At 40.3% G+C, this 14,034-nt stretch carries 24 protein-coding genes; 5 read left to right on the forward strand and 19 right to left on the reverse strand.

The genetic code is table 11. The features are described 5' to 3' along the window. Positions 1-16 precede the first annotated feature (16 nt). The 13 genes from ACVPON_RS02020 to ACVPON_RS02080 form a co-directional block, all read right to left on the reverse strand. A complete protein-coding gene (locus ACVPON_RS02020) occupies positions 17-583 on the reverse strand; it encodes a DUF2815 family protein (protein WP_462875668.1) in 567 nt (188 codons plus the stop codon). Further along, a complete protein-coding gene (locus tag ACVPON_RS02025) occupies positions 583-1,740 on the reverse strand; it encodes a DUF2800 domain-containing protein (protein WP_462875670.1) in 1,158 nt (385 codons plus the stop codon). Before ACVPON_RS02025 ends, ACVPON_RS02020 begins: the two co-directional genes overlap by 1 nt. Continuing rightward, positions 1,740-2,066, reverse strand: coding sequence for a hypothetical protein (locus ACVPON_RS02030; protein ID WP_462875672.1), 327 nt, complete (start codon positions 2,064-2,066; stop codon positions 1,740-1,742). Before ACVPON_RS02030 ends, ACVPON_RS02025 begins: the two co-directional genes overlap by 1 nt. Before the next feature lie 71 nt (positions 2,067-2,137). Next, a complete protein-coding gene (locus tag ACVPON_RS02035) occupies positions 2,138-2,365 on the reverse strand; it encodes a hypothetical protein (RefSeq protein ID WP_462875674.1) in 228 nt (75 codons plus the stop codon). Further along, positions 2,362-2,697, reverse strand: coding sequence for a hypothetical protein (locus ACVPON_RS02040; protein WP_462875676.1), 336 nt, complete (start codon positions 2,695-2,697; stop codon positions 2,362-2,364). The genes ACVPON_RS02035 and ACVPON_RS02040 overlap by 4 nt, the downstream gene beginning before the upstream one ends. Then, positions 2,690-3,031: a hypothetical protein gene (locus ACVPON_RS02045; RefSeq protein WP_462875678.1), complete on the reverse strand. Its 342-nt coding sequence runs from the start codon at positions 3,029-3,031 to the stop codon at positions 2,690-2,692. Before ACVPON_RS02045 ends, ACVPON_RS02040 begins: the two co-directional genes overlap by 8 nt. A gap of 54 nt (positions 3,032-3,085) precedes the next feature. Then, complete coding sequence (locus tag ACVPON_RS02050) at positions 3,086-3,319, reverse strand: hypothetical protein (protein ID WP_462875680.1); 234 nt, start codon at positions 3,317-3,319, stop codon at positions 3,086-3,088. Then, positions 3,309-3,452, reverse strand: a complete 144-nt coding sequence (locus ACVPON_RS02055) for a hypothetical protein (RefSeq protein WP_462875682.1) — start codon at positions 3,450-3,452, stop codon at positions 3,309-3,311. Before ACVPON_RS02055 ends, ACVPON_RS02050 begins: the two co-directional genes overlap by 11 nt. Then, positions 3,449-3,586, reverse strand: coding sequence for a hypothetical protein (locus tag ACVPON_RS02060; protein ID WP_462875683.1), 138 nt, complete (start codon positions 3,584-3,586; stop codon positions 3,449-3,451). The genes ACVPON_RS02055 and ACVPON_RS02060 overlap by 4 nt, the downstream gene beginning before the upstream one ends. After that, positions 3,586-3,756, reverse strand: coding sequence for a hypothetical protein (locus ACVPON_RS02065; RefSeq protein WP_462875685.1), 171 nt, complete (start codon positions 3,754-3,756; stop codon positions 3,586-3,588). The genes ACVPON_RS02060 and ACVPON_RS02065 overlap by 1 nt, the downstream gene beginning before the upstream one ends. 63 nt (positions 3,757-3,819) lie before the next feature. Then, positions 3,820-4,164, reverse strand: coding sequence for an excisionase (locus tag ACVPON_RS02070; protein ID WP_462875687.1), 345 nt, complete (start codon positions 4,162-4,164; stop codon positions 3,820-3,822). Between the two features lie 78 nt (positions 4,165-4,242). Continuing rightward, the gene (locus tag ACVPON_RS02075) at positions 4,243-5,019 is read right to left on the reverse strand and encodes a phage antirepressor (RefSeq protein ID WP_462875689.1); all 777 of its coding nucleotides are present in this window, start codon (positions 5,017-5,019) and stop codon (positions 4,243-4,245) included. Between the two features lie 13 nt (positions 5,020-5,032). After that, a complete protein-coding gene (locus ACVPON_RS02080) occupies positions 5,033-5,197 on the reverse strand; it encodes an XRE family transcriptional regulator (RefSeq protein WP_462875714.1) in 165 nt (54 codons plus the stop codon). A 342-nt stretch (positions 5,198-5,539) separates the two neighbouring features. Between ACVPON_RS02080 and ACVPON_RS02085 the strand changes: the two genes are divergently transcribed. From ACVPON_RS02085 to ACVPON_RS02100, 4 genes are all read left to right on the forward strand, one after another. Beyond that, a complete protein-coding gene (locus tag ACVPON_RS02085; RefSeq protein ID WP_462875691.1) occupies positions 5,540-5,884 on the forward strand; it encodes a helix-turn-helix domain-containing protein in 345 nt (114 codons plus the stop codon). After that, positions 5,885-6,967, forward strand: a complete 1,083-nt coding sequence (locus tag ACVPON_RS02090; protein WP_462875693.1) for an ImmA/IrrE family metallo-endopeptidase — start codon at positions 5,885-5,887, stop codon at positions 6,965-6,967. It begins immediately after the preceding gene. 65 nt (positions 6,968-7,032) lie between these two features. Further along, complete coding sequence (locus tag ACVPON_RS02095; protein ID WP_462875695.1) at positions 7,033-7,233, forward strand: hypothetical protein; 201 nt, start codon at positions 7,033-7,035, stop codon at positions 7,231-7,233. 129 nt (positions 7,234-7,362) lie between these two features. After that, positions 7,363-8,505 (forward strand): tyrosine-type recombinase/integrase, encoded by a 1,143-nt coding sequence (locus tag ACVPON_RS02100; protein WP_462875697.1) that lies wholly within the window; start codon positions 7,363-7,365, stop codon positions 8,503-8,505. An 88-nt stretch (positions 8,506-8,593) separates the two neighbouring features. On the opposite strand, the gene groL is transcribed toward ACVPON_RS02100, so the two are convergent. From groL to ACVPON_RS02130, 6 genes are all read right to left on the reverse strand, one after another. Beyond that, positions 8,594-10,216: a chaperonin GroEL gene (gene groL, locus ACVPON_RS02105; protein WP_462875699.1), complete on the reverse strand. Its 1,623-nt coding sequence runs from the start codon at positions 10,214-10,216 to the stop codon at positions 8,594-8,596. Between the two features lie 17 nt (positions 10,217-10,233). Beyond that, positions 10,234-10,518 (reverse strand): co-chaperone GroES, encoded by a 285-nt coding sequence (gene groES, locus ACVPON_RS02110; RefSeq protein ID WP_462875701.1) that lies wholly within the window; start codon positions 10,516-10,518, stop codon positions 10,234-10,236. A 593-nt stretch (positions 10,519-11,111) separates the two neighbouring features. After that, positions 11,112-11,504, reverse strand: a complete 393-nt coding sequence (locus ACVPON_RS02115) for a single-stranded DNA-binding protein (protein WP_462875703.1) — start codon at positions 11,502-11,504, stop codon at positions 11,112-11,114. Positions 11,505-11,581: 77 nt separating this feature from the next. Beyond that, positions 11,582-12,208 carry a YtpR family tRNA-binding protein gene (ytpR, locus tag ACVPON_RS02120; RefSeq protein ID WP_462875705.1) on the reverse strand — a complete coding sequence of 209 codons (627 nt, stop codon included), beginning with the start codon at positions 12,206-12,208 and terminating at the stop codon, positions 11,582-11,584. A gap of 3 nt (positions 12,209-12,211) precedes the next feature. Then, the gene (locus ACVPON_RS02125) at positions 12,212-12,532 is read right to left on the reverse strand and encodes a thioredoxin family protein (protein WP_462875707.1); all 321 of its coding nucleotides are present in this window, start codon (positions 12,530-12,532) and stop codon (positions 12,212-12,214) included. Next, a complete protein-coding gene (locus tag ACVPON_RS02130) occupies positions 12,529-12,813 on the reverse strand; it encodes a DUF4651 domain-containing protein (RefSeq protein ID WP_462875709.1) in 285 nt (94 codons plus the stop codon). The genes ACVPON_RS02125 and ACVPON_RS02130 overlap by 4 nt, the downstream gene beginning before the upstream one ends. A 52-nt stretch (positions 12,814-12,865) precedes the next feature. Here ACVPON_RS02130 and pepA point away from each other — a divergent pair, with 52 nt between their 5' ends. Further along, positions 12,866-13,939, forward strand: coding sequence for a glutamyl aminopeptidase (gene pepA / locus ACVPON_RS02135; protein WP_462875710.1), 1,074 nt, complete (start codon positions 12,866-12,868; stop codon positions 13,937-13,939). Positions 13,940-14,034 lie beyond the last annotated feature (95 nt).

The following is a 14,034-nucleotide window of genomic DNA, read 5'->3' on the forward strand; positions in this document are numbered from 1 at the left end:
AGGGGGAAATCCCCCCTTACAAGAAGTCTTCATCTTCTTCATCCTCAAAATCGTCATAGTCGTCCGTAGTATCTACGAATCCTCCCAGACTTTCGCCGTCGGCTACTTTTCGGCAGCCGTTGATTCCGAAGGTCACACCCTTGCTCCCACTAACATCATAGACATACGCGTTAATAGATACTTGAGCGTAACAACCACTGTATAATTCTTCTTCATTTTCAAGCGGTAGAGGTTTTCCATCTGCGCCTGTTCCTCGACTGAAGAGCTGAGGTTTACGCTTAGAGCTTACATTCATAAAGTAATGACCTGCGTATTCTGGGCGCTCATCTGTGTCCATTTCCTCATCACCGTCCCGGAGGGTCTGTTTAAGATTCTTAGGAATTTTATCCCCCCATTTCGCTTTAGCTGCATTCTTCTGTGCTTTCCTAATGAACTCAATCGTTTCCTTATCTTCTTTTGGGATTAGAATCAAAGCACTATACTTCGCTTCTTGCCCATCAAAAGCCTTAGGTTTAAAAAGATTTACAAAACTCAAACGTACCTTACCTGTTACTACTGCTGTATCATTTTTCATTTTTGCCATTAGTCAATTCCTCCAAAATCGTTTGTTGTATCGTTAAAAATTGGTCGCTTGTCACTATTCGGGACAAGGACAGGTTTTCCTTGCGGTTTATCAATAACTTCTGCTAGAAGTTCTGTAAAGGTCGACTTGCCAATGAGTTTTTCAAGAGCACCCATAGCCAGAAGTTCTTTCGGTTTATATATTTCATCATCAAACCCATTATCGTGCAAAATATCGATTGCTTTATCTTTATCCGTAATCACTCGAACGCTACGACCCTCAACTACTTTATAGCCAGGTATCTCTTCGCCAGATAGAGCTTGTTTTAAAGCGTACGCTTCTACAGACTCAAGCCATTTCTTAACTTCTCCCGCCCTATCAAGGATTTCAGCAATTGCTTCATCGTTTAAATAGAGAGGCTCTTTTAGTTCATGGCGATCTATTAGTTCCCAATTAGCTTGAGCCCTAGGCACTAACTTAGCAGCAACCGGTGACCACTGTAGAACCTTTTCGTTTAAGTCCCAGTCACCAATCCCCGCATCAGCTTGTGCTGCCATTGGTAGAACCACATTATCTGCCCAATAAAGCAACTCTTCTACAAAGATTTCAACCGTGCTAACGCTATCCAGCCTAGGTTGAACAATTGTCATGCGGATTTTATCAAAATCGTAAATCATATCATAGGTCGCATAGGCTCCAAGGGCATACAAACCCATCTGCGGGTTCTGCTTGGCAGAAACTGGCATACCCTTACCGTACTTCAAGTCGATGATTTCAATGACACCGTCAGACAGGATGACGACATCCGACGTACCAAACCCGTTTGGTACCCACTCAGAGAAATCAACTCGCTTCTCTAGTTCGATTTCTGCACTATCGTAGCTGTTGAAATGTTCCATGACAATATCTGTATAGAGTTCTGTCATCTCTTCCATTTCTTCGTTATAATAGTCTGTACCTTCTTTGAACTCTTTTAAGCGTTTGTCAAACTCCCGCTTTTTGATTTTCCCAGACTTGTACATTAGCTTAATTTCTGACAACTCGTGAGCCGCCGTTCCTTCTCTCGTGTAAACTGTATCCCTGCTTGGATACTCTGCTTCTAAGCGTGGCAACATCGGGCAATAGAGCCAGCGATGCGCACTTGAAGCTGATAACAAGGCGTGATTTTCAACAGGCATTACAATCCCTCCAAGCTTGCATAGAAGTCAGCGTATTGGTCTTCGCCCAATTGATCAATCTTCTTGATTCCCAAATCGGCGAGTAGCCCTTTAATAGCTTTAGACTTTTGTTCTTCCATTTTAGCCTTGGCTAACATCTTGATTTCTGCGAGAGTTACAGAAGGGGTATCATCTTTTGTTGCAGGCGTATCCTCGGTATCCGTAACCCCAACAGTCCCTTTCACATCGGTCTTCACAGACTTTGCGATATCGATACTGCTCATGATACGAGCCATCTTATCTGTAACCTCTTCAATCGTGTTTCCGGTAATTTTAATTTCAATCATCTTTTTACTCCAATCTATGTTATAATGGTTGTGTGTTATTATTCATGGCGGTCTTCTCTTAGACTGCCTTTTTAATTACAATCAAGTGCATCACCCCTTTCAAGCAAATCATTAACCTCTTGAAGGTCGTGAGCAATAGAAGCTCTATAATGAGGATTATTGTGTCTCCCCCAAATAAATTTCGGATGCTCGATTTCGTCCCACGTTCCATCAGATAACTCTACGTCAAGATAATGATTGTCACAAAGAGCTAGCTCTTCTTCCAAATAGAGTTTCGCATATTCTAAGTATTGCCTCATCTATTCACCTCTGTAAAATACAATCTGATTTCTTTAGAAAACTTTAGTAACATTTCGTCATCTGTCATGGCTTTGGCTCGGTCAACAAGGATTTCCAACATGTCCCAGATAGCCTGCTTAGCTGGATCCCTGTCAATTTCGTTAGGCAGTTCAAACTCATCTGCGTAGGTAATACCACCCCGTGAATCCTTTATCACAATCCCTCTTTTATGGTCGTACCAAACACCCTGCTTAACGGTACCATAGTCAAAACCGAGAACTTCAGTACACGCCTTTAGCGTGCTTCCTGGGTGTTCCCTAAAATAATTTCTAATCTGTTCAAACTTACTCATTTTTCTTCCTCCCCCATAAAAATTCTCTCCACGAAATCGTAGCGTCTTTAAATTCCTGTTCAGCCTCTTTCTTGAACTCTCTACGCTCGTCATCATCTGTAAATAGTCTAGTTGCAACTCTGTGCCAGAACGCTTGTCTCGTGATATGGCGCTCTAAGAAAGTCTGACTAAACTTAAAATCGTTATTCTGGTACAATGCTTCGTATTTTGTAGCATCGTTTAGCTCCGGTAGCTCAATCCATAACATTAATTTTAAATCCTGCTCTAATGCACTTATCTGATTGGATAAGATCCCCAGTGACTGGTGTTTTTCGCCATTATCCGCCTTTAACAACTCTTTTTTTTATCGAATCTAAACGAGCAATTACTTTTTCAAATGTTGACATTGTTATTCCTCCACTAGTAGCACAAATACCGCTGAGGTATCTACTATCTCATCGACCAATGTATTATCTCGATAAGTTGATTCTACAAGTTTCTCTATCTCAGGTTGAATGCTTGTAATTTTATGATCGCCATGAGTCTTTAGGTACTCCCATGCACCATACCGACTCCCCTCTATTTCAACCTCTACATCTCCTGTCCTTACGACATCTAAAAAGTGTGATAATTTAACGTACATATTTCTCCTCGCATTTCTTAATAATCTTTCTTCTTTGCTCCTCTGTCAGATGACTAGCTAGAAACACAGTGTCTCCCTCTACCCAATAGAAGCCTCTTGAGTTCGTTAGGGTGTCTACTATTGTGACTTTCATACCACCACCCCTCTCACATTTTTAGCGATTGATTGTATTGAATCCAAACCTGCTTTTAGTAGCTTATTCTCTTCTCTGAGTTTTTGATTCTCAGATTTGAGTGCAATGTAGTCTTCTTGGGTTACTTCAATCATTAGGCTAATGTCCTTTCTATTTCATCTAAGTTATACACAACTTCCTCTGCCTCATCTAACCCCTGTAAAATGAGCTTGATAAAGCATATAAACTTGGACTTCTCGTCATTCGACAATTTGCTTTTTCGTACTTGGTCAATCAAGTAGTCTGCGCATAGTTTTCTAAACATCTTTGTTCTCCAATTCTCTTAATTTCTTCGTTAGATAAAATCCACGGGCAATCGCTAGAAAAGCTACCCCAGCCATTGCGTAGAATCCGAGTGTGAGCATACTCCTATCCTCGCTTCTAATTTCAAGTTTTCCAGCATTTCTGCTAAGGTTTCTTTCTTAGCCCGATACCGATTTCTAGTTTTCCACTTCACAAACAACCTGAACCCTTCATAATTGATAAATATAATTCTGTGTGTCGGGTTGTCTATGAATTGTCTAAAATCCGGGTGCTCCCTCATTTCAGATGCCCATAGTTTCGCTGTCTGTTTAGACAGCCCCTCCCAGCGTTGCATTAGATGTTCATAGTCACCGTGTGTTGCTTCCTCATTGACACCAACAGGCTTGTACGTAATCTCTGCCTTAGGCATAGCTTTTTCTCCTTTCATGTGATATAATCTAAGTAAGTTTTTTTGTAAGTCACTGTTTATTCAGTGGCTTTTTTGTGTTTAGGCAGCGTCGTCCTGTTCAATTAGTGGTAAGATTCCTTTTTTATTCTTCAATAAGTCATAGATGAACAACCGACCTTTCTGTGTCCAGTAAGTGTGCATCTTGCTATGCTCTGCATCAATCGTATGTGTTTTGGACTGGGTGTATCCCTTGCTGGCGTACTTCTGATATAACAGCCACGTATTCCCCTGCTTAAACTGAACTTTCAATTCACGTAGGATTTCATTCAACCACTTGGCACTTTTACCGTAATCCTTAGCAATGACTGAGATAGCTACGAGAGATTCACTTTGTAAAATCAAATCGTAATAGCTAGCTTTCGGCTGCAACTCTTGGATAATTTGGTTCTTCTGTGCCAATTCTTCCTGCGCCCGCAAACGCAACTGTCGCTCTTCTTTCAAGCGCTGAAACGCTGCAATCGCCATATCGGGATTGTCCAATAGATCATCTACTGCAAACATGCCGTGCTTGCGAATATTTGGCAATACCTCTGACGTGACCCAGCGTTTGAACTCTTTGGCTTGTGGAAGTTTGCTGGATAGTATAAGTGAATATAGACCAGATTCGTTGATAATAGTTTGCTCTCTCGTTTGACCTGAGGTACTGATTTGGTACTTCAGCCTATCATCTTCATCGACATGTGCATTGATGTCGCGGCTGCCATTCTTGTACCCCAAAATATCTGCCACATCTTTACCAACAAACCAGGGCTCGTTGTTAATGTCTACTGTACGGATTTCTCCAAATTGTTCGTTAGTAAATACTTGTAATTCCATACTGTTTTCCTCCCTATTCTTCTAGCGTTGTCCAGCTTTCATCAATTCGTAAGACATCACACACTTTATTTTTCAATCGGTCACTGCCTTTTCCATACTTCAATAACTCAGTGATTGTTGGTGATTTTACGCCCACTGCCCGAGCCAACTGAACATTTTTCCAACCCAACTCTTCCATTTTTTGCTTAACTATCTCTAGCCAATACTGTTGTTGTCGTGACATGCCAATCCTCCTTTCTATTATTTTTTTAAAAGTTAGCTAATTTCTTTATAAATTACTTGACAATTATCAATCAATAGATTAAAATAAACCCATAAAGAAAACACTTGATAAAACACAGTTCAATCAATATAATATGCACGCCAATGCTTTATTTTTTTGAATCAGCTTTTAGCTTGTGTTTTGCTAACTCTTTAACTTACAAGAACTATTGTAATCTATAGATTAAGTTTTGTCAACTATTTTTAATCGAAAAATTACAGTATTTTTTGTCAATCTCTTAGAAAGGTTGATAAATCAATGTTTCCAACATTTGAAATAATCAAAAATTTGGCTGAGCAAAAAGGAATTTCGTTAAATCAGCTGGAAGAAAAATTAGGATATAGTCGTAATACCATATACAATATGAAAACGAAAAAACCTAACGCCGAACGAATTTCTGAAATCGCTGACTATTTCAACGTCTCAACAGATTATCTATTAGGAAGGACAGATAATCCCAATGTAGCCGGTGATTCAAATGAAACTTTTAGTATTAAAGGCCGAGCAATCGCTCGTAAGTATGACAGCTCTAGCCCAGCAAAACAAAAGTACTACGATAAGATGATTGCAGCAATGTTTGAAGATGACGAGGAGGACGATTGATTGGAAATCCCCTCTGCTCCTCGCTACAAGTTTGCCACTCAGATGGCATTGAACACTTTCACATACTTTAACGTACTAAATTTCCCAGTTGATATTAAGGTTTTAGTAAAATCAGAAGGTATAAAACTAAAAAAGTACTCTGTCATAGCTAAAAGGCTTGGCATTACTTTGGAAGAAGTTTGCGAAGAATACCAAACCGAAATGGCCTATATCTTCAGAACTGAGGACGGTAGATATTCAATAGCTTATAATGATACCCATCCGGACTACATAGCCAGATTCAGTATAGCGCACGAACTAGGGCACTACGCGCTAAGGCACCTAGAAGACTTTGACGAGACCATACTCAGATATAGAGGAAGCGGGCTCACGGAAAGCAAATACCAGGTCTTGGAAAGAGAAGCGAATTGCTTTGCTAGAAATCTACTTTCACCAGCACCTATAGCCGAAGTTGTCCCAGTAAAGATATATCAGACATATTTCGGCATTGGGTATAAAGCAGAACTAACACGCATAGGGCGGCTTGGCTCTGATAACTACTATACAAAATTGCTGGACAATGATATTGATAAAAAGCATTTTGCAAGGCTACGAAAAAAGCTAAAATATGCCCATCAATGTAGTGTTTGTAATGGTGTATGCCATAAGAAGAATATTCAATTCTGCCCTTTTTGTGGGGAAGAGAGCCTCAAACAACTATCGGTACAGGAGGCAATCAATTTAAATTTAAAAGGAGATTATGTGAAATACTCATCTATCGAGCTTAATAAAGATAAATTCCCTTTACAATGCCCTCGATGCGAAAACGAAGACATTAATAGCACGGATAAATTCTGTCAAATTTGTGCTACTTACTTAAGAAATATCTGTATCGGCCACGGTCCATTCGTGGAAAATCCGTTTGGGCCATACGCAAATTTCTCCCTTTCTAAGGAAGAGGGCGGGTGTGGTAAGTCTTTACCAGGTTTCGCTAGATACTGTCCAGATTGCGGGGGACTAAGCTCTTATTTTAACCAAGAGCTACTAAGATTTTGGGATAGCGAAAAAGAAGAAAAAGAAATGTTGGGGGAACTGCCCTTTTAAAACTCTACCCCACACTCCCGAATAATCGGAAAAGTTGTTGATGTTTATAGAGAGGGGTAGAAAATATGAGAAACATCAAAGGTTTACTAGTAGAGCTAGAAGAACTAATCCGTGATGGAGACTCGTTGGATCAAGCGCTAAAAAAACTGAAAGAGAAGTACAACCTTTCAGATAAAGAAATTAAAGCCCTTGAGAAAGAATATCATCAAAACCTTGCTGAAGCTCTATCGAATTTCCCAGATTTAGGCTCTGAACTAGGATTATAAAATAAAAAACTCCCCACACTCGCAACCGCCAAGTCTGAGTGTGAGGAGAAAAAAGGTTTATAGTAAGAACCTGCTTTGCAGTAGGTCTCTTTACTATACCCATTTTACCAAGAAATGAGGAAAAAAGCAATGTGGATGGAAGAATTAAAAAACGGTAAGTATAAATATTTTGAACGGTATAGAGACCCTTATACAGAGCAATGGAGACGAGTTTCAGTCACGCTTGATTCAGGTTCAAGTAGAGCAAAAAAAGAAGCTCAAAAGTTACTAGATGAAAAAATAAGAACCAGAGTCAATTCTCAATCCACATCAGACATGACCCTGCAAGAGCTTTACGCTCTTTGGTTTCCATACTACCAAAAAATTGTCAAGCGCAATAGTTGGATAAAAGTTCCCGCTATGATGAGCCATGTCTTCAAAGTCATAAGCCCTAGCGTAAAGGTGAGAAATGTAGATGTAACACTTGTAGACAAGCTCATCGAAGATATGTATATTTTTGGCAACTATTCTCTCAACTATAGCAAACAGACCCGAACAACCCTCTCAACTATGTTAAACTTTGCTGTTTCTAAACAGATAATTGAGAATAATCCTGTCTTAAAGACAAGAGTAATTGCTAAAAAGCAAGAAGAGGAGCGGATTCAAACTAGAATCGAGGACAAGTACCTTGAACGAGATGAGGCAAAGAAAATACTTGAACATTTATATTCTAATAAGCGAAGAAACACCCACGCTAGATTTAGTGAAATATTACTGCTCACAGGTCTTCGCTATGGAGAGTTTCAAGCAATGCAACTAAAAAATTATGACGGTCATAGCTTAACCGTCGAAGGAACACTAGATTACACTTCAGTAAAATTAGAAGAAGCTCAAAAAACCTCTCCTAAAAATCTCTACTCTCGCAGAACAATTGAATTGCCAAATCGTGCCATTCATCTTATCAATGAAATTATCCTAGAAAATAAATTGATGATACCCGGATATAACGAGGATTCTTATATCTTTCTAGCAGATCACAAGAGAGCTCCGTTAGCAATCCAATCATTTAACGCCGTACTCCATTCCATCGAAGCCGAGCTAAACTTACCAAAAAAACTTACCAGTCATATCTTTAGGCATTCCCATATATCCTACTTGGCCGAATCAAATGTACCACTCAAAGCCATCATGGAACGGGTAGGACATGCCGACCCCGAAACTACTCTCAAAATCTACAATCATGTCACCAAGAAATCCAAAGAAAAGGTACTAGCTGTTCTGAATGAGATGTAAAATCCTTGCCCCTTCTTTGCCCCTTCTCTGTAAAATAGCAACCAATACAACAACAAAACCCTTGATAATACAAGGGTTTTCTCAATTTCTACATCATACCACCCATCATACTTGGATCCATTGCTGGAGCTGGGGTAGCTGGTTCTGGTTTGTTGGCAACAACCGCTTCTGTTGTCAGAATCAAGCTAGCAACGCTGGCTGCATTTTGAAGGGCAGAACGTGTCACTTTGACAGGGTCAATGATTCCTGCCTCAATCATATTGACCCATTCACCAGTCGCAGCATTGAAGCCTGTTCCTGCTTCTGAGTTTTTCAAGCGATCAATCACGATGGAGCCTTCAAAGCCCGCGTTGAGAGCGATTTGACGAACTGGCTCTTCCAGAGCACGTAGGACAATATTACGTCCTGTTGCTTCATCTCCCATAACCTCAAGGTTTGCAACAGCATCCATGACATTAACAAAGGCTGTCCCACCACCTGCAACAATACCTTCTTCAACGGCTGCACGAGTTGCGTTAAGGGCATCTTCAATGCGGAGCTTCATTTCTTTCAATTCTGTTTCTGTCGCTGCTCCAACCTTGATGACAGCTACACCACCTGATAACTTCGCCAAGCGTTCTTGCAATTTCTCACGGTCAAAGTCTGATGTCGTTGTTTCAATCTGTGCTTTGATTACAGCGATACGATTAGCAATCGCTGTTGCATCGCCCGCACCCTCAACAATCACTGTTGTATCTTTATCAACGCTAACTTTAGAGGCTTGACCAAGTGCTTCAATAGTCGCATCTTTCAACTCAAGACCAAGATCATCTGTAATGACTGTACCACCTGTCAAAATAGCAATATCTTCAAGCATAGCCTTGCGGCGATCTCCAAAACCTGGCGCTTTGACAGCCACAACATTAAAGGTACCACGAATCTTGTTCAAGACAAGAGTAGGTAGTGCTTCACCATCCACATCATCTGCAATAATCAGTAGAGGACGACTGCTTTGGAGGATACTTTCTAGTAACGGTAGGATTTCTTGAATATTTGAAATCTTCTTATCCGTAATCAAGATGTACGGATTATCAAGTTCTGCTACCATTTTCTCATTATCCGTTACCATATATTGAGAGAGATAACCACGGTCGAATTGCATTCCCTCTACAACATCTAATTCAGTCTCCATCCCTTTAGACTCTTCGATGGTAATCACACCGTCTTTGCCAACTTTCTCCATGGCTTCACTGATATATTCCCCAACTTTAGCACTACGCGAAGATACAGCAGCTACTTGGGCAATCGCCTCCTTATTTGCAACCGGAACAGAATTTGCTTTTAAGGCTTCTACTGCGGCACGGACAGCCCTTTCAATTCCACGACGGATACCGATTGGATTTGCTCCTGCGGTTACGTTTTTTATCCCCTCGCGGACAATCGCTTGGGTCAAAACAGTTGCCGTTGTGGTTCCATCACCTGCGATATCATTGGTTTTGGAAGCAACTTCTGACACCAATTTAGCCCCCATATTTTCAAAATGGTCTTCTAATTCAATTTCTTTGGCAATTGTTACACCATCATTCGTGATAAGTGGTGAACCAAAGGCTTTTTCAAGTACAACATTCCGTCCTTTTGGACCCAAGGTTACCTTTACTGTATCTGCCAAAATATCAACACCACGTACCATACTACTACGTGCATCTGATGAAAATTTAATCTCTTTTGTCATTTTTGTTCCCTCCTTGATTATTCAACAATCGCAAGAATCTCTGCTTCACGGACAAGCAAGAGTTTTTCGTCACCATCTGTTACTTCAATACCTGCATGATTTTCCAGTAAAACTCGATCACCAGATTTTACACCAGATGGGACCAATTCTCCAGTTAATGTACGAACCCCCTCACCAACAGCAAGTACCTGGGCTATTTTAGTAGTTTCATGTGCATGTCCAGCCAGAACAAAACCACCAATTGTCTGTTCTTCTTGCACCTCAACTTTCACGACCACTCGGTCATTTAATGGCTTAAGCATATCATACCTCCAAAATACATTCTATTTTAGCACTCATAGTCTATGAGTGCTAATTTTTATTGTCTTTATTATATCATTTGGTCAAAAATAGTCAAGAGAATTTTATTGCCTTTTTGCAAATCAGCCCCAAGACCGATACTTTCATCAAAAGTTTGGAGTAGGGCATCCAGCTCTCAACGTTTTATCGTATACTCATTTCATTTACCTTTTATTCCTTCGACAATTGTGGAAACTTCGTTTCCTTATTTCCAACTTCCAATCATCTTCTAGATGATTGGAACTCGCTTTGCCGTACTCTACGATTGTTACTGACTATCGTCAGTATGATTTCCAACCTTCAACAGTCATTAGACTGTTGAAGCAGCCTGCAGCTCCTTGCCTAGTACTAAAAGCAAACAAAACAACTGTATTTTAGTCTATATTTTGAATTCAATTGAATTCAAATGAAAAATCTAGAAAGAAGATGAAGCGGCTGGATAACAGAGAATCCCTTCTCCAATCCCCTATTTTCTCTCTATTTTCTTTTTCCCCTCATATCTTAAAGGATACGGAAAAGCAATTTCTCCTAAATCACACTGTTTATCCTATTCCTTTTAAAAAGGGGCCTCTTCCTCTAACACCAAACCAGCTATATCTTCGGTCATATTATTCTCACGCATAACACGTTGAGCTCGGCTTTCTAGTAGTTGAAAGGACTGACCTAGGACTTCTGTTATATATTGGTTTTGACCATTTTTTTCATATTTTCGCGTACGAAGCTCCCCATCAATGGAAACAAGGCTCCCTTTTCCTCCATAAGATGCCAATATCTCAGCCAACTTACCCCAAAAGACAACTGTAATGAAATCAGCTTCACGCTCACCTTCCCCAGTTTTAAATCGGCGATTAACTGCTACTGTTACTCGTGTAACCTGTTTGCCACTCGCTGTCTGATTCACCTCAGGCTGGGTCGTCAAACGACCAATCATAATCACTTTATTATACATTTTTATCCTCCTACTAACCTATTCGCAAAAAAGAAACAAAAAAAGTTGGTTGATCCAACTTTTTTATTTATTTTCTATTATCCGTGCCAATGTTTTTCAGGATCAAAGGCTACTCCTACTATTGCACTTGAACTTAACTCAATAATCCCTCGTTTTTGTGGTGCATTTGGAAGTTGTAACTCCCGAGGACTGCACATCATTCCAAAGCTCTTTTGGCCTCGTAACTCACCCGGAAAAATCAAGCTACCATCTGGCATCATCGCACCCGGCAATGCCACAATTGTCTTTAAACCAAGAGCCACATTTGGGGCCCCTGCAACAATTTGAACGGTCCTATCTTCTGCCACTTTGACTTGACAGATATGCAAGTGATCACTATCTGGATGAGCAACCAGTTCAAGGATTTCTCCAACAACAAACTTCGGCTCACAATCATTGACTAACTGCTCTGCAAAATCTTCTTGTTGCAATTCTTGATTAAGAATGGCAACTTCTTGATCTGTCAAAAAAACTTGGCCTCTCCCAGCAATATCAAATAAGTGGGAAACCTGAAAGATATTCCAAGCAACTGTTTCTTGACTATCTAGCCGAAAGATACGTGCCACATTCCCCTTCCGCTCAGCAGCTACCTTGGCATTCTTACTATCTGAAACGATAATCATCAAGACATCGCCTACATGTTCTTTATTGTATGTAAAAATCATTCTTTATCCCCTCACACCTGCTAAAAAATCATTGATTTCTTGCTTGGTCTTACGCTCACGATTGACAAAACGACCAATCTCTTTTCCCTTTTCAAGCACCACTAGGCTTGGAATCCCAAATACATTCCACTCCTGAGCCACTTCTAAATACTTATCTCTATCCACTAAGACAAATTGAAAATCTGGATTATTTCTTTCAATTTCTGATAAAAAAGGCTTGATATAGCGACAATCACCACACCATTCTGCAGAAAAGAAAAAGACCTGCTTGCCCTCTTGTTCTGCTAAATGAGCTAATTCTTCGATAGTTTCTGGAATAATCATATCAACTCCTCCTCATACAAAATAATTCCAGCCTTATTTTCAAACAAGTAGACCCGCTCATCCTCCATGACTACCCCGCCAACTAGACGCTCCTTGCTTGATCCCTCTTCATTGACAAATACTGTAGCAATCTCGCCATACTTCTCAAAAAATGCTCGTACCTGCTGAAGTGCCTTGACTTTTTTTCGCTCTTCATACACCGCCATCAAGTATCGTGCGCTCGCTACGAGAACACCTGCTCCAACTACACCTGCTAGTAAGGTTGCTTTTTTCTTCTTCATACCCAACATTTTACCATAATTCATGATAAAATAGTAGCTAGGAGGATCAATTATGACATATTCTAATTTATTCGAAAAAATAAAAGAAGTCACCGAACTACAAGGTATCGCGGGTTTTGAACATGAAGTGCGCGATCATATTCGCCACAAAATAACTCCTCATGTGGATCGCATTGAAACCGATGGTCTAGGAGGTATTTTTGGTATTAGAGAGACAGACCAAGTAGATGCACCGCGAATCATGGTTGCTGCTCATATGGATGAAGTCGGATTTATGATTCGTCAAATTAAGGCCGATGGAACTTTCCGAGTAGTTGAAGTCGGAGGTTGGAATCCGTTAGTAGTATCCAGTCAAGCATTCACACTCCATTTACAAGATGGTCGCCAAATCCCTGCCATATCAGGTTCTATGCCACCTCACCTTTCCCGTAATAGCCAAGGTGGTGCTGGACTTCCTGCTATCAGTGAGATCATCTTTGATGCAGGCTTTACCTCAAAAACTGAAGCTGAGACATTTGGTATTCGTCCTGGTGATCTTCTCATCCCTAAAAACGATACAATCTTGACAGCAAATGGGCAAAATATTATTTCAAAAGCTTGGGATAACCGCTTCGGAGTGCTGATGGTCACTGAATTGCTCGAAAACCTATCAGGCAAACTATTACCAAATCAGCTAATCGCAGGGGCTAACGTTCAAGAAGAAGTCGGTTTGCGCGGTGCACATGTGTCTACAACTAAGTTCAATCCAGACATCTTTCTGGCAGTTGATTGCTCACCAGCAGGCGATATATTTGGAGAGCAAGGCAATATCGGAGACGGAACTCTTTTGCGTTTCTATGATCCAGGTCATATCCTCTTAAAAAATATGAAGGATTTCTTACTAACAACTGCAGAAGAAGCAGGGGTCAAATTTCAGTATTATTGCGCAAAAGGCGGGACTGACGCAGGTGCTGCCCACTTAAAAAATCACGGAATTCCATCTACAACAATTGGTGTTTGTGCGCGTTATATCCATTCACATCAAACACTATACAGCATGGATGATTTCTTACAAGCACAAGCATTTCTACAAGCAATTATCAAAAAACTTGACCGCTCAACTGTTGAGCTAATCAAGCATTACTAATTCGCTCGTTCAATATCAAAAAAGGGCTCTATAATTTCTGTAGTGGGTAAATCCACTGTAGAGATTATGGAGCCTTTTTGAGTATAGAAAAAAAG

Source organism: Streptococcus sp. 1F3, from assembly GCF_054968985.1.